The sequence below is a fragment of the Streptomyces sp. NBC_01237 genome (genome assembly GCF_035917275.1).
Classification (GTDB): Bacteria; Actinomycetota; Actinomycetes; order Streptomycetales; family Streptomycetaceae; genus Streptomyces.
This window is the reverse complement of record NZ_CP108509.1, coordinates 1,376,900-1,396,717: the sequence shown is the minus strand read 5'-3', so window position 1 is coordinate 1,396,717 and position 19,818 is coordinate 1,376,900. Positions and strand designations below refer to the sequence as shown.

The 19,818-nt window shown below is 72.4% G+C and carries 18 protein-coding genes; 14 read left to right on the top strand and 4 right to left on the bottom strand.

Annotated elements, in window-relative coordinates; all coding sequences use genetic code 11:
- The first annotated feature begins 157 nt into the window (after positions 1-157).
- Positions 158-2,512, top strand: coding sequence for an alpha-L-fucosidase (locus OG251_RS42325; protein WP_442818466.1), 2,355 nt, complete (start codon positions 158-160; stop codon positions 2,510-2,512).
- Here the strand turns inward: OG251_RS42325 and OG251_RS42320 are convergent.
- Together OG251_RS42320 and OG251_RS42315 are read right to left on the bottom strand one after the other, a co-directional pair.
- On the bottom strand, positions 2,490-3,926 hold the full coding sequence (locus tag OG251_RS42320) for a lipase maturation factor family protein (protein ID WP_326682589.1): 1,437 nt from the start codon (positions 3,924-3,926) through the stop codon (positions 2,490-2,492). The two genes, OG251_RS42325 and OG251_RS42320, sit on opposite strands and share 23 nt — an antisense overlap.
- A gap of 22 nt (positions 3,927-3,948) precedes the next feature.
- On the bottom strand, positions 3,949-4,458 hold the full coding sequence (locus tag OG251_RS42315) for a DUF1990 family protein (RefSeq protein ID WP_073721111.1): 510 nt from the start codon (positions 4,456-4,458) through the stop codon (positions 3,949-3,951).
- 244 nt (positions 4,459-4,702) lie between these two features.
- On the opposite strand from OG251_RS42315, the gene OG251_RS42310 reads away from it, so the two are divergent.
- From OG251_RS42310 to OG251_RS42260, 11 genes are all read left to right on the top strand, one after another.
- A complete protein-coding gene (locus OG251_RS42310; protein ID WP_326682588.1) occupies positions 4,703-5,851 on the top strand; it encodes a DUF6777 domain-containing protein in 1,149 nt (382 codons plus the stop codon).
- A gap of 87 nt (positions 5,852-5,938) precedes the next feature.
- Positions 5,939-8,005 carry a SpoIIE family protein phosphatase gene (locus OG251_RS42305; RefSeq protein WP_326682587.1) on the top strand — a complete coding sequence of 689 codons (2,067 nt, stop codon included), beginning with the start codon at positions 5,939-5,941 and terminating at the stop codon, positions 8,003-8,005.
- A gap of 179 nt (positions 8,006-8,184) precedes the next feature.
- Positions 8,185-9,552 (top strand): wax ester/triacylglycerol synthase family O-acyltransferase, encoded by a 1,368-nt coding sequence (locus OG251_RS42300; protein ID WP_326682586.1) that lies wholly within the window; start codon positions 8,185-8,187, stop codon positions 9,550-9,552.
- Between the two features lie 131 nt (positions 9,553-9,683).
- Complete coding sequence (locus OG251_RS42295) at positions 9,684-10,679, top strand: aldo/keto reductase (protein ID WP_326682585.1); 996 nt, start codon at positions 9,684-9,686, stop codon at positions 10,677-10,679.
- Between the two features lies 1 nt (position 10,680).
- Positions 10,681-10,992, top strand: coding sequence for an L-rhamnose mutarotase (locus tag OG251_RS42290; protein ID WP_326682584.1), 312 nt, complete (start codon positions 10,681-10,683; stop codon positions 10,990-10,992).
- A gap of 1 nt (position 10,993) precedes the next feature.
- Complete coding sequence (locus OG251_RS42285; protein ID WP_326682583.1) at positions 10,994-11,899, top strand: amidohydrolase family protein; 906 nt, start codon at positions 10,994-10,996, stop codon at positions 11,897-11,899.
- An 87-nt stretch (positions 11,900-11,986) separates the two neighbouring features.
- Positions 11,987-12,847 carry an Fpg/Nei family DNA glycosylase gene (locus OG251_RS42280; RefSeq protein ID WP_326682582.1) on the top strand — a complete coding sequence of 287 codons (861 nt, stop codon included), beginning with the start codon at positions 11,987-11,989 and terminating at the stop codon, positions 12,845-12,847.
- 106 nt (positions 12,848-12,953) lie between these two features.
- A complete protein-coding gene (locus tag OG251_RS42275; protein WP_326682581.1) occupies positions 12,954-13,706 on the top strand; it encodes a LytR/AlgR family response regulator transcription factor in 753 nt (250 codons plus the stop codon).
- Between the two features lie 64 nt (positions 13,707-13,770).
- The gene (locus OG251_RS42270) at positions 13,771-14,133 is read left to right on the top strand and encodes a hypothetical protein (RefSeq protein WP_326682580.1); all 363 of its coding nucleotides are present in this window, start codon (positions 13,771-13,773) and stop codon (positions 14,131-14,133) included.
- Positions 14,130-15,620 (top strand): sodium/solute symporter, encoded by a 1,491-nt coding sequence (locus OG251_RS42265; protein WP_326682579.1) that lies wholly within the window; start codon positions 14,130-14,132, stop codon positions 15,618-15,620. Before OG251_RS42270 ends, OG251_RS42265 begins: the two co-directional genes overlap by 4 nt.
- Complete coding sequence (locus OG251_RS42260) at positions 15,617-16,807, top strand: sensor histidine kinase (RefSeq protein WP_326682578.1); 1,191 nt, start codon at positions 15,617-15,619, stop codon at positions 16,805-16,807. The genes OG251_RS42265 and OG251_RS42260 overlap by 4 nt, the downstream gene beginning before the upstream one ends.
- 61 nt (positions 16,808-16,868) lie before the next feature.
- On the opposite strand, the gene OG251_RS42255 is transcribed toward OG251_RS42260, so the two are convergent.
- The gene (locus OG251_RS42255) at positions 16,869-17,429 is read right to left on the bottom strand and encodes a hypothetical protein (protein ID WP_326682577.1); all 561 of its coding nucleotides are present in this window, start codon (positions 17,427-17,429) and stop codon (positions 16,869-16,871) included.
- Positions 17,430-17,540: 111 nt separating this feature from the next.
- Here OG251_RS42255 and OG251_RS42250 point away from each other — a divergent pair, with 111 nt between their 5' ends.
- Positions 17,541-17,738 (top strand): zf-HC2 domain-containing protein, encoded by a 198-nt coding sequence (locus OG251_RS42250; RefSeq protein ID WP_266811571.1) that lies wholly within the window; start codon positions 17,541-17,543, stop codon positions 17,736-17,738.
- Here the strand turns inward: OG251_RS42250 and OG251_RS42245 are convergent.
- Positions 17,672-18,256: a sigma-70 family RNA polymerase sigma factor gene (locus OG251_RS42245; protein WP_326682576.1), complete on the bottom strand. Its 585-nt coding sequence runs from the start codon at positions 18,254-18,256 to the stop codon at positions 17,672-17,674. The two genes, OG251_RS42250 and OG251_RS42245, sit on opposite strands and share 67 nt — an antisense overlap.
- A 270-nt stretch (positions 18,257-18,526) precedes the next feature.
- On the opposite strand from OG251_RS42245, the gene OG251_RS42240 reads away from it, so the two are divergent.
- Complete coding sequence (locus OG251_RS42240) at positions 18,527-19,741, top strand: CapA family protein (RefSeq protein ID WP_326682575.1); 1,215 nt, start codon at positions 18,527-18,529, stop codon at positions 19,739-19,741.
- The last annotated feature ends 77 nt before the right edge of the window (positions 19,742-19,818 follow it).

Genomic DNA, 19,818 nt, shown 5'->3' with positions numbered 1-19,818 from the left:
GTCGTACGCCCCGGCCCGGACCCGGCGGAGCACCGGACCTGCTCAGTGCGGAGCGCCGCATACGGGGCCAGTCATCCGATGGATGGGCGAGAGGAGTTTCCCTCTGTCTGGAAGAGTCCATTGACAGGGTCGCATCAGGGCTCAATCATCGGACCTCATGACCGAGCCTCGCAGACGACACGTACTCGGAATGACGGCAGGAGCGGCAGTCGGCGCCGCTCTGCTCACCCCCGCCACCGCCGAAGCGGCCCCGCCCGGCCGGGCCGCCCGCCTCCCCGGGGGCACCGGCGACTGGGGCACCGTCCCGGCGGCGCTCCCCGTCCCCCTCGACCCCTGGTTCGACAACGACGGCATCGACACCGCCGATGCCCCGGGCGGCGACTTCGACGGCTCCGGCTACACCTTCCCCGGCGAGGAACTCCCTTCCGGGGTGCGGGAGATCGACGGCACCCCCTTCCTCTTCCCGGCCGCGACCGCGGGTGCCAAGAACAACATCGTCGCCCTCGGGCAGCGCGTCGACCTGCCCCGCGGCCGCTACCTCTGCGGCCTCCTGCTCACCGCGTGCAGCTACGGCGCCACCTCCGGCACGGCCACCGTCCACTACGCCGACGGCACCACGTCCGCCCCGGCCCTCGGCGGCCCCGACTGGTACTCCGGCAGCGGTGCCCTGACCGCCGCCTACCGCTACGGCCCCGACGGCTCCAAGGACCCGCATCAGGTCGCCCTCGCCGTCACCGAGATCGCCCTCGACCCGGCCAGGGAGGCCGTCGCGCTCACCCTCCCGACCACCCGGCCCGCCGAGGCGAACCAGTCCTCGCTGCACGTCTTCGCGCTGTCCCTCCAGCCTGCCGCCACCGGGCGTGCGCTCACCCTGCGCGACGCCCGTTCCACCACCTCGTCCCTGGCGAACGGCGCCCAGAGCGTCGAGGCCACGGTGGTCAACGCGGGGACCGTCACCGTCCTCGCCGCCGATGCGCTCACCGTCTCGGTGGACGTCCCCGGCGCCCGGACCGTCGACCCCGCCCGGATCACCCGGCTCGCCCCCGGCGACCGGGCCCGCGTCCGGATCGGCGTCCGCAACCGGCCGGGCACGGCACCGGGCACGGTCCGGGAAGGCAGCGTCGTCGCACGGGGCAGGGGCGCGCAGGCGGCGACCGTCCGCCGCTCCCTGACCCTCGGCGTGCCCGACTACCTGCCCACCGACGCCTCGCTCGGCACCCATCAGGCGCCGTACTGGTTCCAGGAGGCGAAGTTCGGCATCTTCATCCACTGGGGCGTCTACTCCGTGCCCGCCTGGGCACCGGTCGGGCAGCAGTACGCCGAGTGGTACTGGCACCAGATGCAGGACCCGGGCAACCCCACGTACGCCCATCACCGCGACACCTACGGCGAGGACTTCGCCTACGACGACTTCATCCCGCGGTTCCGGGCCGAGCGGTTCGACCCGCGCGCCTGGGTGGAGCTGTTCCGGGACGCGGGCGCGCAGTACCACGTGCTCACCTCCAAGCACCACGAGGGCTTCGCGCTCTGGGACACCGAGCTCTCCGACCGCAACTCCGTGAAGATGGGCCCCCGACGCGACCTGATCAGGGAACTGTTCGACGCCTCGCGCCGCTACACCCCCGAACTCCACCGGGGGCTGTACTTCTCGATGCCCGAATGGTTCAACCCCGACCACCCGTGGATGGGGCACGCCCCGCGCAACCCGTACACCCTGGAGCCCGTCCCCTACACCGGCCACACGGCGGGCAAGGACTACATCACCGGGCTCCAGGGCCCGCAGATGCTGGAGCTGGTCCACGGATACGACCCCGAGATCCTCTGGTGCGACATCGGCGGCGACAACGACAGCCACCGGGTGCTCGCGGAGTACTTCAACCAGGCGAAGAACCGGGCGCGGCCCGTCGAGGTCACCGTCAACAACCGTTCCGGCATCGGCCCGCACGACTTCACGACGCCCGAGTACACGACGTACGACCAGATCGTCACCGCGAAATGGGAGTCGAGCCGGGGCCTCGATCCGTACTCCTACGGCTACAACTCCCAGACGCCCGACGACAAGTACATGACGACGCGGGACGTCGTGCACTCCCTCGTCGACATCGTCTCCAAGAACGGCAACTTCCTGCTCGACATCGGACCGCGGGCGGACGGCACCATTCCCGAGATCATGCAGCGCCGGCTGCGGGAGACGGGGGCGTGGCTGAAGACCAACGGCGAGGCCGTGTACGGCAGTACGTACTGGTCACGGATGCCGCAGCTCGGCGAGGAGCTGCGCTTCACCGTCCGGCCGGACCGGGCGTTCTACATCCACTCCCTGGTCCGGCCGGGCGCGAAGCTCACCGTCGCGGCACCGGTGCCCATCCGCGCCGGGGACCGGGTGACGCTCCTGGGCCACGACCGGCCGCTCAACTGGCGCACCACGGGCGGCTCGCTGGTGATCGACGTGCCCGCGGCGGCCCGCAGGACGGGGGAGCACGCCTGGGTGTTCAAGGTCGCCTGGTCGGCCTGAGCGGGACCGGGCGGGCCATCGGCCGCATGAACTCCCGTACGTAGGTGCGGTGCCACCAGCGTCCGGTGGTCCGCAGTTCGCGCCAGTCGGTGTACCGGTAGCGGTACACCCTGGCGCGGACGTGCGCGGGAGGTTCGCCGGGGAACGGATTGTGCCGCAGCAGCCGGAGCGTGTCCCGGTCGTTCGTCAGAAGGCGCTCGGCGAACGGCCCGAACCACGAGCGGGCGTAGGCGGGGGAGAGGGCGGCGAACCACATCATCCAGTCGAGCCGCAGATGGTACGGGGCGAACTGGCGCGCCGCCCGGTGCGGATCCCCCGGCTTTCCGTGGAAGCCGTACTCCTGCCAGTGGGCGCCGTCGTGGGCGACCGGGTCCCGTGTCCCCTCCACGACGACTTCGAGCCGCAGCCTGCTGATGCTGCCGAACGCCCCGTACGTATTGACCAGATGCAGAGGGTCGAAGGACCGGTTCATCACCTGGCGGCGGGAGAGCAGATTGCGCGCCGGGCGGTAGCTGAGGGCCAGGATCAGAGCGGTGACGGCGAGAACGGCCACCTCGTACCAGAGCGGTGGAGCCGACAGTGCGGGCGGCGGTCCGGCGATCAGGGACCAGTCGATCGCGGAGAGTGCGAGGGCGATCGTCAGCCAGTTCAGCCAGGCGAAGTTCCCGGAGAGGACCAGCCACAGCTGAGTGATGACCATCAGACCCGCGGCGGCGCTCGCCACCGGCTGCGGGGTGAACAGGAGGAACGGGATCAGGAGCTGGGTGAGATGGTTGGCGGCCGCCTCGGCCCGGTGCACGGGGCGCGGCAGACGGTGGAAGAACCAGCTCAGCGGCCCCGGCATCGGCTGGGTCTCGTGGTGGAAGTCCAGACAGGTCAGCCGCCGCCAGCAGGCATCGCCCCGGATCTTGATGAGTCCCGCGCCGAACTCCACCCGGAACAGCAGCCAGCGCAGCAGCCACAGCACCAGCACCGGCGGCGCCGTGTCCCCGGTGCCGAGGAAGACGGCGAGGAAGCCGGTCTCCAGCAGCAGCGACTCCCACCCGAAGCCGTACCAGACCTGGCCGACCTGGACGATCGACAGGTACAGCACCCACGGCAGCGCCCAGAGCAGCATGCCGCCCCACAGCGGGAGGTATCCGTCCACTCCGGCGATCAGAGCCACCGAGACCGCGCAGCCGGTCCACGCGACGGCGGCGAAGAACCGGTCGGAGTAGTGGAGCCGGAAGAGCCCGGGAGCCGCCCGCCAGTGGGTGTGCCGCAGCAGTTCCGGTACGGGCAGCATGCCGCGCTCGCCGATCAGCGCGCGGAACTGGAGCGCGGCGGTGAGGAAGGCGACCAGATAGACCCCGGCGAGAGCCCGCTGGAAGACCAGCCTGCTGAGCCAGTAGCTGTCTGCGGTGAACCACTCCATCACCCCCAGTATCGGCCACGGTTCAGCCGGCGGCGACAATCCGGCGCAGGGAGCGGCCCAGCCGGCGCGCGTACCACCGCTGTACCGGCGGCACGAGCGGTCCGGCGAGCCGGGCGTACCAGCTCGCCGGGCGGGAGAACGCCATGACCGTGAACCAGACCGTCCCGTCGTCCGCCAGGTCCACCACGAAGCACTCCTCACCGCACTCCGGATGCCGCTCCAGCGTCCCGTAGCCGAAACCGGTGCGGTCCCTCTCGTACGCCGTCCAGACCACCTCGCACGGGGCGGTGAAGCGGACCGGGCCGAGCCCCAGCGACACCCGCACGCCGCCGCCGTCCTCCGCCCGTGCGGCCGAGGCGTTCACCCGGGCTCCGGCGGCGCGGTGCACGCGCCACTCGGTGACCGCGGCGCCCGCCGTCGCGAAGTCGGACCGGCCCCGGCCCACCCGGGTGCGGTGGTGCAGATGGTGGTAGCCGTCGGGGAGCGGGCCCAGCCGGGTGGCCCCGACCTCCGGGTACGTGAAGGTGTCCACATCCACTCCCTCTTTGAACGCGTTCAACAGTCGGGTCGAGAGTAGAGCTTCTCTTGAACGTGTTCAAGGTGCCGTGTGCCGCAGGGTGCTCCGGGTTCCTCGCGTACGCGGTGTGGGCCGTGTGCGCACGCCGGCTTGCGGGGCCCCACGGGGTGCGGGAGAGATGGGGAAAACATCCATTCACGAGGTGAACAGGCAGGTCGACGTGGTCAGTCAGGCTGACGCCAGCGCACGGGGCCGATCCGTGCCCGCCCCCCGACGCCTTCGGCGCGCCCTGCTCGGCGCGCTGTCCGTGGGAGTCATGTTCGCCGCGGGCTGCGGCGACGGCGGTGAGCGGACACCGCAGGGCGCCATGGGTGCGGCGGGCGCCGAGGAGGTTCTGCTCCAGCCGGTCGCGGCGGCGGGCCCCGGACCGTTCACCGGGTCGACGGCGAGGCCCGTAGCGGCTTCCGCGGACACCGCGGCACCGAACGCGGCCCCCGCGGCCGGCGCGCCACGGAAGGTGCGCGCCGTGTCGGGCGCGGCCCCGGGCCTCTACGGAGCGACCCGGTCCGTCGCCGGGTGCGATGTCGGCCGCCAGATCCGCCTCCTGACCGCCGACCGGGCCAAGAGCCGTGCCTTCGCCGGGGTGGCGGGCATCGAGGCGGTGCAGATTCCGGGCTACCTGAAGGCGCTGACCCCGGTCCACCTGCGGGCGGACGTCCAGGTGACCAGCCACGGCTACGCCGCCGGCACGGTCACCGGCTTCCAGTCCGTGCTCCAGGCGGGCACCGCCGTCATGGTCGACAGCCGGGGCCTTCCGCGTGTCCGCTGCGCGGGAGGCAACCCGCTGGACCGGCCCGTCGTCGCGAAGGGGCGTGTCGCCCTCCGGGGTGAGCGCTGGGCGGGCTACGACCCGTCCCGGATCGTGATCGTCAGCCCCGGTGCGCAGGTGCTCACCGAGCTGACCCTCGTGAACCTCGCGGACAACACCTGGATCGAGCGGCCGATGGGCGACGGCGGGGGACGGGACAAGGTCCCCGACGTCCCGCCGCCGTTCGAGCCGGGCGACGACATCTTCCCGCCGTCGCGGGGGACCGGCCCGACGGAGCGGAGCGAGCCGTCCGGCCCTGCGTCCCCCGCCGGTCCCGCTGTCCCCGCGCCGCCCGGCGACGGGGGTGGGGGAGACGCCGGCCGGGGTGCCACGACCCCCGATGTGCCCACGGACACTCCGACCGACCTGCCGCCGGACGCCGCGACCGGCCCGGTGGATCCCGCCGGGCCCATGGATCCCGCCGAGCCCCCAGCCCCCGGCGACGGCCCCGCCCCGGACGGCGAGGCCCCGGACGGCGGTGGCCCGCTGCTTGCGGACGAGCCCGCCGAGCCCGCGGCCCCCGAGCCCTTCGGGGGCTGACGGGCGCGCGGGAGCGGTTCGAACGTTCCGTTCGCTCGCCGCACGGAACGCTCGAAGAATCGGACAATTGATGGCAGAGTGACCCACATGGATGATCGGGTTTCGGGTGCCCTGTCACTCCCGGACGACTGGCCCGCCCACCCGGACCTCAGCCTCGCCCTGAACCGTATGGGCAGCTTCGACTGGGATCTGGACAGCGGCCTCATGCACATGGACCGGCCCGCCCTCGACGTGTTCGACCTGACCCCCGAGGAGTACGACAACCGGCCGGAGAGCCTCGCCGTGCGGGTGCCGACGGACGAGGGCATCCGGCTGGACGCCATGGTCTCGTCGGCGCTGAAGAGCGGGAACAGCAATTACGGTGCCTACTTCCGCGTCCAGCGGCGCGACGGAAGCCTGCGCTGGACCCACACCCAGGGCTGCGTCCGCCGGGATGCGACGGGGCGGCCCCGGCGCATCATCGGGATCGTCCGCGACGCCACCCAGGAACTCGCCGACTCCACCGCCCGGCGGGAGCTGGACCAGGAGCGCCGGCGACGCACCAGCCTGGTGGAGGGCACCACGGCAGCCCTGGCGCACGCCCGCACCGTCAAGGACGTCATCGCGGTGCTCAAGAACTCGCAGGGCCTCGCGCACCTCGGTGCGACCAGCCTCGTCATGGGCCTCCTGGAGGCCGGCCGCATCCATCTCGTCGCCGACGGTCCCGAGGGCGCGTACGTGCCGGGCACCCGGTACACCCGGACGGACGAGCCGTACCCGATGAGTGAGGTGATCCGCACCCTGACGCCGCGCTTCATCGAGTCCGCCCACGACTTCGCCACCTCCTACGCGGGCCTGTGGGCGAACATCAGTCATCTCGGCATCACCGCCGCCGCCTATCTGCCGCTGATCGCCCAGGCCCGCCCGATCGGCGCGCTCGGGCTGCTCTACCGGGACAAGGCGGGTTTCACCGCCGATGAACGCAATCTGCTGGTGGCGCTCGGCAGTTCGATCGCCCAGAGCCTGCAGCGCGCCATGCTCTACGAGCAGGAGCACGATCTCGCCGAGGGGCTCCAGCAGGCGATGCTGCCGCGCCGCATCCCCGAGGTGCCCGGGGCCCAGGTCGCCGTCCGCTACCGCTCGGCGCGCCTGGGCCGGGACATCGGCGGCGACTGGTACGACATCATCCCGCTGCCCGGCGGCCGGGTGGGTGCCGTCATCGGCGACGTACAGGGTCATGACACCCATGCGGCGGCCGTCATGGGACAGTTGCGCATCGTGCTGCGCGCCTACGCGGCCGAGGGGCACAGCCCCGCCACGGTGATGGCGCGGGCCTCCGTCTTCCTCCATGAGCTCGACACCGACCGCTTCGCCACCTGCAGCTACGCCGAGGTCGACCTGACCACCGGTGTGGTGCAGCTGGTCCGGGCGGGTCATGTCGATCCGCTGGTGCGCGACGTGGACGGCAGCTGCCGCAGGGTGCCGGCCGAGGGCGGACTGCCGCTCGGGCTCTCGGCCGAGTTCGGCCGGCTGGAGTACCCCGTCAGCACGGTCGAGCTGGACCCCGGACAGACGATGGTGCTCTACACCGACGGTCTGGTGGAGCTGCCGGGCGCCGATCTGGACGAGGGCATGCAGCTGCTGACGTCCATGGTGACGAACGGTCCGCACGACCTGCAGACGCTGGCCGACCAGCTCTGCGAGGCGGTCGACGAGCGCGGGGGAGAGGACGACGTGGCGGTTCTGCTGCTGCGCCGCAGGGCCGCCCACGCACCGCAGGCGGGCGGCCGGCTCCAGCAGCATGTCGCCCAGAACGACCCGCAGGCGCTGAGTTCCTCCCGGCACATGATCCGGGCGGCGGTACGGGCCTGGGGCGCGAAGGAGCGGGCCGACGAGATCGAACTGGCCGCCGACGAGCTGATCACCAACGCGCTGATGCACACCGACGGCGGGGCGATCGTGACCATCCGGGTGATGGCCGCGACCGAGCGTCGGCTCCGCGTCGATGTCGAGGACCGTTCCAGCGCGCTGCCGCGCCGCAGGGACGCGGGCGAGTCCGGGGTCTCGGGGCGCGGCCTGATGCTCGTCGACCGGCTGGCCGACGTCTGGGGCGTGGAGTCCCGGGGCACCGGCAAATGCGTGTGGTGCGAGTTCCTCATCCCGGAACGTTCATGACCGGCACCGTCCCGGAACGTGGGTGACGGGCGTCCTGTGCGGCGATGGCGGGCCGAACGGCGGACCCTGCCCCATACCGAACGGTAACAATACGTAACATGTCAGAACTTGACCGTAACCGACCGGAGGGATTGACTGCGGACGTACGGCGGTTCTGCCTTCGATGACATGAGGACCCGTTGGGTACCGAGCTTCTGGCCCCTCTCGATCTGGCTTTCTGGCACTTCGAATCCGATACCCACCCGATGCACCTCGGTGCGCTCGCCGTGTTCTCCCCGTCCCCCGGCGTCGCCCCGCACGACATCCTGGAGCTCCTCGGCGCCCGTGCCGCCGCGATTCCCCGGCTGCGGATGTGTGTACGGGACGTGCTGCTGCCGGTCGGCGGCGCGGCGTGGTCCCTGGACAAGGACTTCGACGTCCACCGGCACGTCCGGCGCCTGGTCCTCGCCGAGGGCGACTTCATGGAGCAGGCGACCGGGCTGGCCGGGGAGCTGATGGAGCGGCCGCTCGGCAGGGGGCTGCCGCCCTGGCAGATGTACCTCATCGGCGGCGCCGACGACGGGCCGTTCGCCGTGCTGGTGAAACTGCACCACGCCCTCGCCGACGGCATGCGCGCGGTCGCGATCGGTGCCGGGATCTTCGACGAGATCGCCGCCGCCACCGGTGGCGCGGGGACCGCCCGCCGCCGCGCTCCGGTGCCGCCGCGCTCCTGGCTGCCGGACCCCCGCGAGGTGGTCGGCATGGCCCTGGGGCGGATCGGGGAGGTCGGCCGGGCGCTGGGGGTCGGCGCCTCCGTCGTCCGGGCGGGCCGCCTCGACCTGCGCGGCTCGACCGCGCTCACCGCACCCTCCAGCGGTACCCGGCGCCTCGCCACGGCGGAGCTCGACGCCGCGGCGGTCCAGCGGATCCGCAGGGCCGAGGGCGGCACGGCCAACGACATCCTGCTCGCCGTGGTCGCCGGGGCGCTGCGGCGCTGGATGCTGGAACGCGGTGAGCCGCTGCCCGCCGCCGACCCCCGCGCCCTGGTGCCCGTCTCCCGGCGCCGGCCGGGCGGCGCGGCGGTGAGCGGCAACCGGCTCTCCGCGTACCTCCTCGGTCTTCCGGTCGGCGAACCCGACGCCCGGCGCCGGCTGCGCGCGGTCCGCACCGCGATGGACCGCAACAAGGCGGCGGGGCCGCTGAAGGGCGCCGGGGCCGTCGCCGTACTCGCCGACCAACTGCCGCCCCTGGCGCACCGGTTCGGGGCGCCGCTGGCAGCCGGCGCGGCCAGGGTGCTGTTCGACGTGCTGGTCACCAGCGTGCCGCTGCCGCGCTCCGCCCTCTCGCTGGGCGGCTGCCCCCTGCGCGCCGTCTACCCGATGGCCCCGCTGGCCCGCGGGCAGTCCCTCGCGGTGGCGCTCGCCACGTACGGCGGGCGGGTGCAGGTCGGGCTGGTTGCCGACGGCAAGGCGCTGGGGGACCTCGACCGGCTGGCGGCCGCGGTGCACGAGGAGTTCCGGGAGCTGTGCGCGCTGATCGCGGCCCCGGAGCGTAAGACCGGGCGATAGATCGGACAGATCGCTGAGGATCTGCCGCAATTCCCGGCAATGGGTGGTGCCGGAAGTGTTGACGCGCCCAAGTGATCCGATGAATATTCGCTCTGTACAGCAAAGCGATCATCGGGGAGGGCGGCAGAGACATGCGGCGCAACAGGCTCGGACGCAGTGCGGTCGAGATCACCGAACTGTCCTTCGGGGCAGCGGCCATCGGCAATCTCTTCACCGCCGTCGCTCCGGAACAGGCCGCGGCCGCCGTCGACGCCGCCTGGGACGAGGGCGTCCGCTACTTCGACACGGCGCCGCACTACGGCCTCGGCCTCTCCGAACGGCGGCTCGGCGAAGCCCTGCGCACCAGGCCCCGCGACACCTACACGGTGTCGACCAAGGTCGGGCGGCTCCTCGAACCGCTGCCCCCCGGCGACGTGCCGCCCGGCGACGGGCTCTCCGAAGGATTCGCCGTACCCGCCACCCATCGGCGCCGCTGGGACTTCAGCGCCGACGGCGTCCGGCGCAGCATCGAGGACAGCCTCGGACGCCTCGGTCTCGACCGCATCGACATCGTCTATCTGCACGACCCCGACGACCACGGGGAGGCGGCCTTCCGCGAGGCGTACCCGGCGCTGGAGAAGCTGCGCGCCGAAGGCGTCGTCGGGGCGATCGGCGCCGGGATGAACGAGACGGCGATGCTCACCCGGTTCCTGTGCGACACCGACGTCGACACCGTCCTGTGCGCGGGCCGCTACACCCTCCTGGACCAGAGCGCGCTGACCGGCCTGCTGCCCGAGGCCGCCGCCCGCGGCAAGAGCGTCGTCGTCGGCGGAGTCTTCAACTCCGGGCTGCTCGCCGACCCGCGCCCCGGCGCACGCTACGACTACGCCGCCGCCCCCCTGTCGCTGCTCGACCGGGCCCTGCGCATGAAGGCGGTCACCGAGGGGCACGGCGTTCCGTTGCGCGCCGCCGCCCTGCGCTTTCCGCTCGCCCACCCGGCCGTCGCCGGGGTGCTCGTCGGGACGCGTTCCCCGGACGAGGTGCGCGACGCCGCCGCCCAGGCGCGCCGCGAGATCCCGGACGGGCTCTGGGACGATCTGCGCGCCGAAGGGCTGCTGAGCACCACCGGACACGAGGACGGGAACTGACATGAGGGTCGCCCTGCACACCAAGGTCCGCGCCGACCGAGTCGAGGAGTACGAAGCCGCCCACCGAGAAGTCCCGGAGGAACTCACCCGCGCCATCCGCGCCGCGGGCGCCACCTCCTGGACGATCTGGCGCAGCGGCACCGACCTCTTCCACCTCATCGAGTGCGCGGACTACGCCCGGCTGCTGGCCGAACTGGAACAGCTCCCGGTCAATGTCGCCTGGCAGGCCCGGATGGACCAATTGCTCGATGTCGCCCACGACTACACGGCGGAGGGCGCCGAGGCCGGACTGCCCGTCGCCTGGGAGCTGTGACATGACACCCCCCGAAGCTTCCCCCGCGGACCCGGCGGCTCCCGCGGACCCGGCGGCTCCTGTACCGGCCGTCGACGCCCATCACCATGTCTGGGACCTCGCCGTACGCGACCAGGAATGGATCACCGGCGAGGAACTGGCTCCCATCCGGCGCACCTTCACCCTCGCCGATCTGGAGCCCGAGGCCCGCGCCGCGGGGGTGTACGCCACCGTCCTGGTCCAGACGGTCACCGTCGCCGAGGAGACCCCCGAATTCCTCGCGCTCGCCGAAGGCAGCGACCTGGTCGCGGGTGTCGTCGGCTGGAGCGATCTCACCGATCCCGGCATCGCCGACACCCTCGCCGCGCTGCGCGCCCTGCCCGGCGGCGACCGGCTCGTGGGCCTGCGCCACCAGGTCCAGGGCGAACCCGATCCCGAGTGGCTGCTGCGGCCCGATGTGCTGCGGGGGCTGGCCGCCGTCGCCGACGCCGGACTCGTCTACGACCTCATCGTCCTGCCGCACCAGCTGCCCGCCGCCGCGAAGGCCGCCGCCCTGCTGCCCGGACTCACCTTCGTCCTCGACCACGCGGGCAAACCGCCGATCGCGGCGCGGCGCACCCATCCCTGGGCCGACGGCCTCAGGGCCCTGGCCGCCCTCCCCAACACGGTCGGCAAACTCTCCGGACTGGTCACCGAGGCCGACCCCCGCACCTGGACCGTCCAGGACCTGCGCCCGTACACCGACACGCTCCTGGACGCCTTCGGGCCGGACCGGCTGATGTTCGGCTCCGACTGGCCGGTGTGCCGGCTCGCGGCGAGCTACGCGGAGGTCGCCGACGCCGCACGTACCCTCACCGCGCACCTCACCGGGGACGAGCGGCGGGCCGTGTTCGCGGACACCGCCACCCGCGTCTACGGACTCGGCTGAGGACCCCCGCGACCCCGGGAGACCCGGCGGACCCACCCGGGGGCCGTTGGGGAGGCACCCGTCACCGGCCTGCGGCAGGCTGGGTGCATGCCCGAACTGCCGGAAGTCGAAGCCCTGCGGGTCTTCCTCGACGACCACCTGGTCGGCAAGGAGATCGCCCGCGTCCTGCCGCTCGCGATCAGCGTCCTCAAGACGTACGACCCGCCGCTCTCCGCTCTGACGGGCGGCACCGTCACCTCCGTGTCCCGGCACGGCAAATTCCTGGACATCCAGGTGGGCCCGCTGCATCTGGTCACCCACCTCGCGCGGGCCGGCTGGCTCCAGTGGAAGGACAGCTTCCCGGCCACCCCGCCCCGCCCCGGCAAAGGGCCCCTCGCGCTGCGCACCGTACTGAGCGGCGGCGACGGCTTCGACCTGACGGAGATGGGCACCACCAAACGCCTCGCCGTCCACCTGGTGCGTGACCCCGCGGAGATCCCCGGCGTCGCCCGGCTCGGGCCGGATCCGCTCGCCGACTCCTTCGACCGCGACGCGTTCGCCGCCCTCCTCGACGGGGAACGCCGCCAGATCAAGGGCGCCCTGCGCGACCAGTCCCTGATCGCGGGCATCGGCAACGCCTACAGCGACGAGATCCTGCACGTCGCGAAGATGTCACCGTTCAAGCGCACCAACAGCCTCGGCGAGGACGACATCACCCATCTGTACACCGCGCTGCGCACCACGCTGGAGGACGCCGTCGCACGCTCCAGCGGCCTCGCCGCCGGAAGGCTCAAGGCCGAGAAGAAGAGCGGCATGCGGGTCCACGGCCGCGCCGGAGCGCCCTGCCCGGTCTGCGGCGACACCATCCTGGAGGTCTCGTTCAGCGACTCCTCGCTCCAGTACTGCCCCACCTGCCAGACCGGCGGCAAACCGCTCGCCGACAGGCGTCTGTCCAAGCTCCTCAAATAGCGGGAGGAACCCCGGCAGCAGTCGAGCCACCACCCCCTCGCAGCACCCAAGGGCTGACGCCGTCCGCCCGCCAGGGATTCCGGGACAGCCCTTAAACTCCGGCCTCATGCTGCGCGTACTCGCCGTCGACGACGAACAACCCGCCCTGGAGGAACTCCTCTACCTCCTGCGCGCCGACCCCCGCATCCGCAGCGCCGAGGGCGCGGGCGGGGCCACCGAGGCGCTGCGCCGCATCGGCGCCGCCGTCGACGCGGGCCCCGACGACCCGAGCGCCATCGACGTGGTCTTCCTCGACATCCACATGGCCGGCCTCACCGGCCTCGACGTCGCCCAGCTGCTGGCCGGATTCGCCGCGCCCCCGCTGATCGTCTTCGTCACCGCCCACGAAGGCTTCGCCGTCCAGGCCTTCGACCTCAAGGCCGTGGACTACGTCCTCAAACCCGTCCGCAGGGAACGGCTCGCCGAAGCCGTGCGCCGCGTCGCCGAACAGGTCCAGGACCGCTCCGCGCCCGTCCACGACATCGCCGCGGACCAGATCCCGGTCGAACTCGGCGGCGTCATCCGGTTCATCCCCGTGGACGACATCGCGTACGCCGAGGCGCAGGGTGACTACGCCCGGCTGCACACCGCCACCGGCAGCCATCTCGTCCGCATCCCGCTCACCACCCTGGAAGAACGCTGGCGCTCCCGCGGCTTCGTCCGCATCCACCGCCGCCATCTCGTGGCGCTCGGCCGCATCGACGAACTCCGGCTCGACGCGGGCAGCATGAGCGTCCGCGTCGGCGACGCGGAACTGGCCGTCAGCCGCCGCCACACCCGCTCCCTGCGCGATCTCCTGATGCGCCAGACCAGCCGCTGACCTGGAGCTACCGGGGCGGCGAGACCTTCCCAGCGGGGCCGGGCCGCGCCTACACTCCGGGCTCATGTCCGCAGAGCCCACGTCCCGGCGCGAAGTGGTCACGGGGGAGTCGCGGCGGGTCCGTCCGCTGCCCCGTTACCGCACCCAGTCGGAGATCGACGAGCAGACCGCCCTGGGCGGTGCCTACGTACGCTCGCTGATGCGCAGCCAGCTCCGCGCCGGGATCACCGCCTTCGCCGTGCTCGCGCTCGTCGCGGGCACCCTGCCCCTGGTCTTCGCCGCGCTGCACAGTTCGGCGCTCGTCTGGGCGGTGCTCGGCTTCGGCGCCTACCCGCCGCTCACCCTGACCGCCTGGTGGTACGTCCGCCGGGCCGAACGCAACGAGAGCGACTTCGCCAGACTCGTGGAAGGCCGCCCCGCACCGTGAGCGAACCCGACCACCTGGCGTCGTGGGTGGCGGTCGCCCTCGTCGTCCTGGCCACCGTCCTCGTCGGCGGATTCGGTCTGCGCATCTCCCGTACGACCTCCGACTTCTACGTCGCGTCACGCACCGTACGGCCCCGCCTCAACGCCGCCGCGATCAGTGGCGAGTACCTCTCCGCGGCCTCCTTCCTGGGTGTCGCGGGCCTGGTTCTCGTACACGGACCCGACATGCTCTGGTACCCGGTCGGATACACCGCGGGATATCTCGTGCTCCTCGTGTTCGTCGCCGCGCCCCTGCGCCGCTCCGGGGCGTACACCCTGCCCGACTTCGCCGAAGGGCGGCTCGAATCGCGGCGGGTGCGCCGGCTGGTCAGTGTCTTCGTGGTCGGCGCGGGCTGGCTGTACCTCGTGCCGCAGCTCCAGGGCGCCGGACTCACCCTGAAGATCCTCACCGGCGCACCCGGCTGGCTCGGCGATGTGCTCGTCGCCTCCGTCGTGGTCATCGCGGTCGCGGCGGGCGGGATGCGCTCCATCACCTTCGTCCAGGTGTTCCAGTACTGGCTGAAACTGACCGCCCTCCTCGTCCCCGCGATCTTCCTCGTGCTGGCCTGGCGCGGCGACGGGCAGCCCCGCGTCAGCTTCGACGGCGAGCTCTCCGTCTTCCGCGCCGACCACCCGCTCTACGCCACCTACGGGCTGATCGTGGCGACCTTCCTCGGCACCATGGGGCTGCCCCACGTCGTCGTCCGCTTCTACACCAGCCCCAACGGCCGCGACGCCCGCCGCACCACGGTCGCCGTCCTCGCCCTGGTCGGCGCCTTCTATCTGCTGCCGCCCGTCTACGGGGCGCTGGGCCGGCTGTACGCCCCCGAACTCCGGCACGGACCGGACGCGGACGCCGCCGTGCTGCTGCTGCCCACCCGGGTCATCGGCGGGCTCGGCGGCGATCTGCTCGGCGCCCTCGTCGCGGGCGGCGCGTTCGCCGCGTTCCTGTCCACCGCCTCCGGACTCACCATGGCCGTCGCCGGAGTCATCACCCAGGACGTCCTGCCCTCGCGCGGTGTACGCCACTTCCGGCTGGCGACCGTGCTCGCCATCGCCGTGCCGCTGGGCGCCTCCCTGATGGTCAGCCGGGTGCCGGTGGCCGACTCGGTGGGCATGGCCTTCGCGGTCTCCGCGTCGTCCTTCTGCCCGTTGCTGGTCCTCGGCATCTGGTGGCGGCGGCTCACCCCGCCCGGGGCGATGGCGGGACTGCTGCTGGGCGGCGGCTCGGCACTGGTCGCGGTGACCATCACGGTCAGCGGTGCCGTACGGCCGCCCGGCTGGCCGCACGCCCTGCTCGCCTGGCCCGCGGTCTGGTCCGTGCCGGTCGGCTTCCTGGCGATGGTCCTGGTGTCGCTAGCCACTCCCGGCCGGATACCCCCGGGCACCAACGCCGCCATGACCCGCTTCCATCTGCCGGAAGCCCTCAGTTCCGGGAGGGAGCGATGACCGGGGCGGGGATCGCCGTACTGGCCGTACTGGCGGTGCTGCTGTCCGGTACGGGCTTCCTGCTCGGGCGCCGCACCGCGCGCCGCGTACGCCCCAGCGATGTCGGCACGCCGGTCGAGCACGCCACGTTCGAGACCCTGCACACCGCGTCCCTCGCGGCGCCACCGCTGCGTGCCGGGCTCACCGAGGAGAGCGCCCGCAAGTCGGCGCGCGGACTGCGCTCGCTGCTCGGCACGGACGCGCTCTGCCTCACCGACCGCGACCGGGTCCTGGTCTGGGACGGTGACGGGCACCATCACGGCAAGGACGTGATGGACCAGGTCCAGGGCCTGCTCGACAGTGGCCGTGACACCGCGTTCCCCAGTGACTGCGGTGACATCGACTGCCCGCTGCGCTGGGCCGTCGCCGTCCCGCTGACCGTCGACCACCGGGTCCTGGGCACGCTGGTCGCCTACGCGCCGCGGGAGTCCGCGGTGCTGGCCAGGGCCGCCGGCGAGGTGGCGCGCTGGGTCTGCGTACAGCTGGAACTCGCCGAGCTCGACCGCTCCCGCACCCAGCTCATCGAGGCCGAGATCAAGGCCCTGCGTGCCCAGATCTCCCCGCACTTCATCTTCAACTCACTCGCCGCGATCGCCTCGTTCGTCCGGACCGATCCCGAGCAGGCGCGCGAACTGCTGCTGGAGTTCGCCGACTTCACCCGCTACTCGTTCCGGCGCCACGGAGATTTCACCACCCTGGCCGACGAACTGCACTCGATCGACCAGTATCTGGCGCTGGTCCGGGCCCGGTTCGGTGAACGCCTCGCGGTCACCCTCCAGGTCGCCCCCGAAGTCCTGCCGGTCTCGCTGCCGTTCCTCTGCCTCCAGCCCCTCGTCGAGAACGCCGTCAAACACGGTCTCGAAGGCGCCGTCACCACCAGCCGCATCACCATCAGCGCCCTGGACGCCGGGTCCGAGGCCGAGGTCGTCATCGAGGACGACGGCATCGGGATGGACCCGCAGCGGCTGCGGCAGATCCTGCGCGGCGAGGGCGGCACGTCCACCGGCATCGGACTGCTCAACGTCGACGAGCGGCTGCGCCAGGTGTACGGGGACGAGTACGGGCTCGTCATCGAGACCGGGGTGGGGGCGGGGATGAAGATAACGCTGCGACTGCCGAAGTACCGCGCCGGGGTGCACGGTTCATGACCGGGCGCACGACGGTGGTACGAGGACACGGCGGTCCCGGACGGCGGCGCGGCGGAGTGTTTCAGCAGAGATGGACCGCCAGATGCCCGAGCGGCAGCCCGAGCTGCCACGCGGGGGTCCAGACCTGGTTCTCCTCCCCGTCCTCCGGCTCCACCCCGCCCCTCAGCTCCACCCCGTCGGCCCCGTCGGCCCCGTCCGCTCCGCGGCCCGGCGGCTCCCAGGGCGGCGGGCCGATCGCGTCGAGGTCCGCGGCGAGCAGTTCGGTCTCCTCCAGCCACCGCCAGGCGGCCCGCGCCAGCGCGAGATCGGGGTCCCCGGGTTCGTACCGCCGTGCCGCGTCGTCCAGCCGCTCGCAGACCCACTGCCGCCACGCCGCCCCGTACGCCGTGAGCAGCCGGAGTTGGTTCACCCGCGCCTCCGGCAGGGCTCCGGCCACCGGCTCGTCGTCGCTGAGGAAGATCGTGAGTGCGAGGGCATCGCGCCCCGCACGGAACTCCAGTGTCGTCGGCTCCATCAGGTCGCCGGTCCGCAGCAGCTCGTCGGCTATGTACTCCGTGTACATCCAGGCCATCGGAACCAGCAGCCCGTCCCCACCGGTCCCCTCGTCACGTTCGGGACGCATCCCGCCTCGCCTCTTTCCTCACTCGGCACCGGGCTTCACCGAGCATTGAACCGGGGGCGGGCGCCCCGCGTGGGCAGAAGAGCAGGATCGTTGAGGAGATACGAGGTTGTGATGGCCGCCGACCCCGGCGATGACCCGCATGTGCGGCAGCTGCTCGGTGCGTACGTCCTGGACGCGCTGGCGGAGGACGAGGCGTGCCGGGTCTCCGGCCACCTCCAGCTCTGCGACGGGTGCGCCGCGGTCTATGTGGAGGTGGCGGAGACCTCGGCCCTGCTCGCGCTGCTCAGCGAGGAGGACCTGCTGGACTGACCGTCCGCGCCGTAGCCGGGCAGATTGCGCGACAGCAGACGCAGCGCGTAGTACGAACGGGACTTGACGGTGCCCGGCGGGATTCCCAGGACCCGCGCCGTCTCGGTGACGCTCAGCCCCCGGAAGTAGATCTGCACCAGCACCGCGCGGTGCTCGGGGCTCAGCGTCCGCACCGCCTTGCGCACATCGAGGGTGCGGACCGCCGATTCCGCGGTGTTCTGCGGCGCCGGGGCGGTCTCCAGGACGGCGTCGCTCACCTCGACGGGGCGGGCCCGGCGCGACCTGCGGGCGTCGATGGCGAGGCGGCGGCCGACGGTGAAGAGCCAGGGGCGCATCGAGTCGTAGGGAGCGTCGAACGCCTCCGGATGCTGCCAGGCACGTACCAGGGTCTCCTGGAGCAGGTCCTCGGCACGTTGCCGGTCGCCGAACGTGAGGCCGAGCAGGAAGTGGAACAGCGCGGGCCCGTGCTCCCGCTGCAACGCGGCGAGGGCCCGCTCATCGGTCGTCGTCGTGGTCATCGTGAACGTCCTCTCCCGCGAAGGCCCCTGCCGCCTCGCTGCCGACTGCCGTATCCGAACGCATTCGGGAGCGGAGGAACAGGCGGTACACCGAGGCGTGCGACGAGCGGTCGCACAGTGCGGCGAGTGGTGCGGTGAACGGTCACGGAGCCGTCGGGTGCGAGTGATACGACCGGTTCAGCTACTTGCGCGGCTTTGCTCCTTGAATGACCGGTATGAAGATATGTGTAGTCGGATGGTCCTTCTCATCCGAAAAATGGAGCCGGGCAGATGACGAAGCGCAACCGACAGGGCGCGGTGGCCGCCATCGCCGCGCTGCTCGCCGCCGCGTCCGGCTGCACGGGCGCACAGTCCCCTCCCGCGGGGGAGAGCGGGCCACGCTCCGCCGAAGCCTCCCCGGCGCGCGGGGCGGGAAGCGGGGGCGTCGACAAGCCGCGGGCCTTCACCCTGCTGGCCTCGGGCGATGTGCTGCCGCACTCCTCGGTCATCGACCGGGCCGCCGCCGACGCGGACGGCCGGGGCTACGACTTCGCCCCGATGCTCGCAGGCGTTGCCCCGGTCGTCTCCCGGGCGGACCTGGCCATCTGTCACATGGAGACGGTGTACGGCCCCGAGGGTGGCCCGTACACCGGCTATCCGAACTTCACCTCGCCGCCCGAGGTCGCCGCGGGCCTGCGCTCGACCGGCTTCGACTCCTGCTCCACCGCCTCCAACCACAGCCTGGACGACGGCGCCGACGGTATCGGCCGCACCCTCGGCGCGCTGGACAGGGCGGGCGTCCGGCACGCGGGCTCCGCCCGATCCGCAGCCGAGGCCGCCCGCCCCACCCTCCTGAGGGCAGGTCCGGGAAAGCGGGCGGCCAAGGTCGCCCACCTCGCGTACACCTACGACACCAATGACATCCCGTTGCCCGCCGGGCAGCCCTGGGCGGTCGATCTGATCGACGAGCGGAAGATCGTCGCCGATGCCCGCGCGGCCCGGCGGGCGGGCGCCGACGTGGTCGTGCTGTCCATGCACTGGGGCACCGAATGGCAGGACGAACCGGACGAGGAGCAGCTCGGACTCGCCCGGCGGCTCACCGCGTCCGTGTCGGCGGGCCGCCCCGACATCGACCTGATCATCGGTACCCACGCCCATGTGCCACAGGCGTACGAGAAGGTCAACGGCACCTGGGTCGTCTACGGCATGGGCGACCAGATCGCCGGAGAGATGATCAACTACGAGGGCGGCCGGGATCCGCGCGGCAATCAGGGTTCCATGGGGCGCTTCACCTTCGCGCCGCCCGGCGGACCCGGACAGCGCTGGACGGTGAGGAAGGCCGAGTTCATCCCCCAGTGGTACGACACGGACGCCGGGCGTGTCATCGCTCTCCACCCCGTCGGCGACGACGACGGGGCCGATGAAAGGCGCGAGATCCGTGACCGTATCCGCGCCGTGGTGCTCGGCCGGGGCGCGGGCCGCGACGGCCTCGTCATGGGGGAGTAGGCCCGCGGCCGCGGGGGAGCGGGCCGCGCGGAAGGCGGTCACCCCTGCTCGGGTCCCGACCGGGCGCCCACGACGGT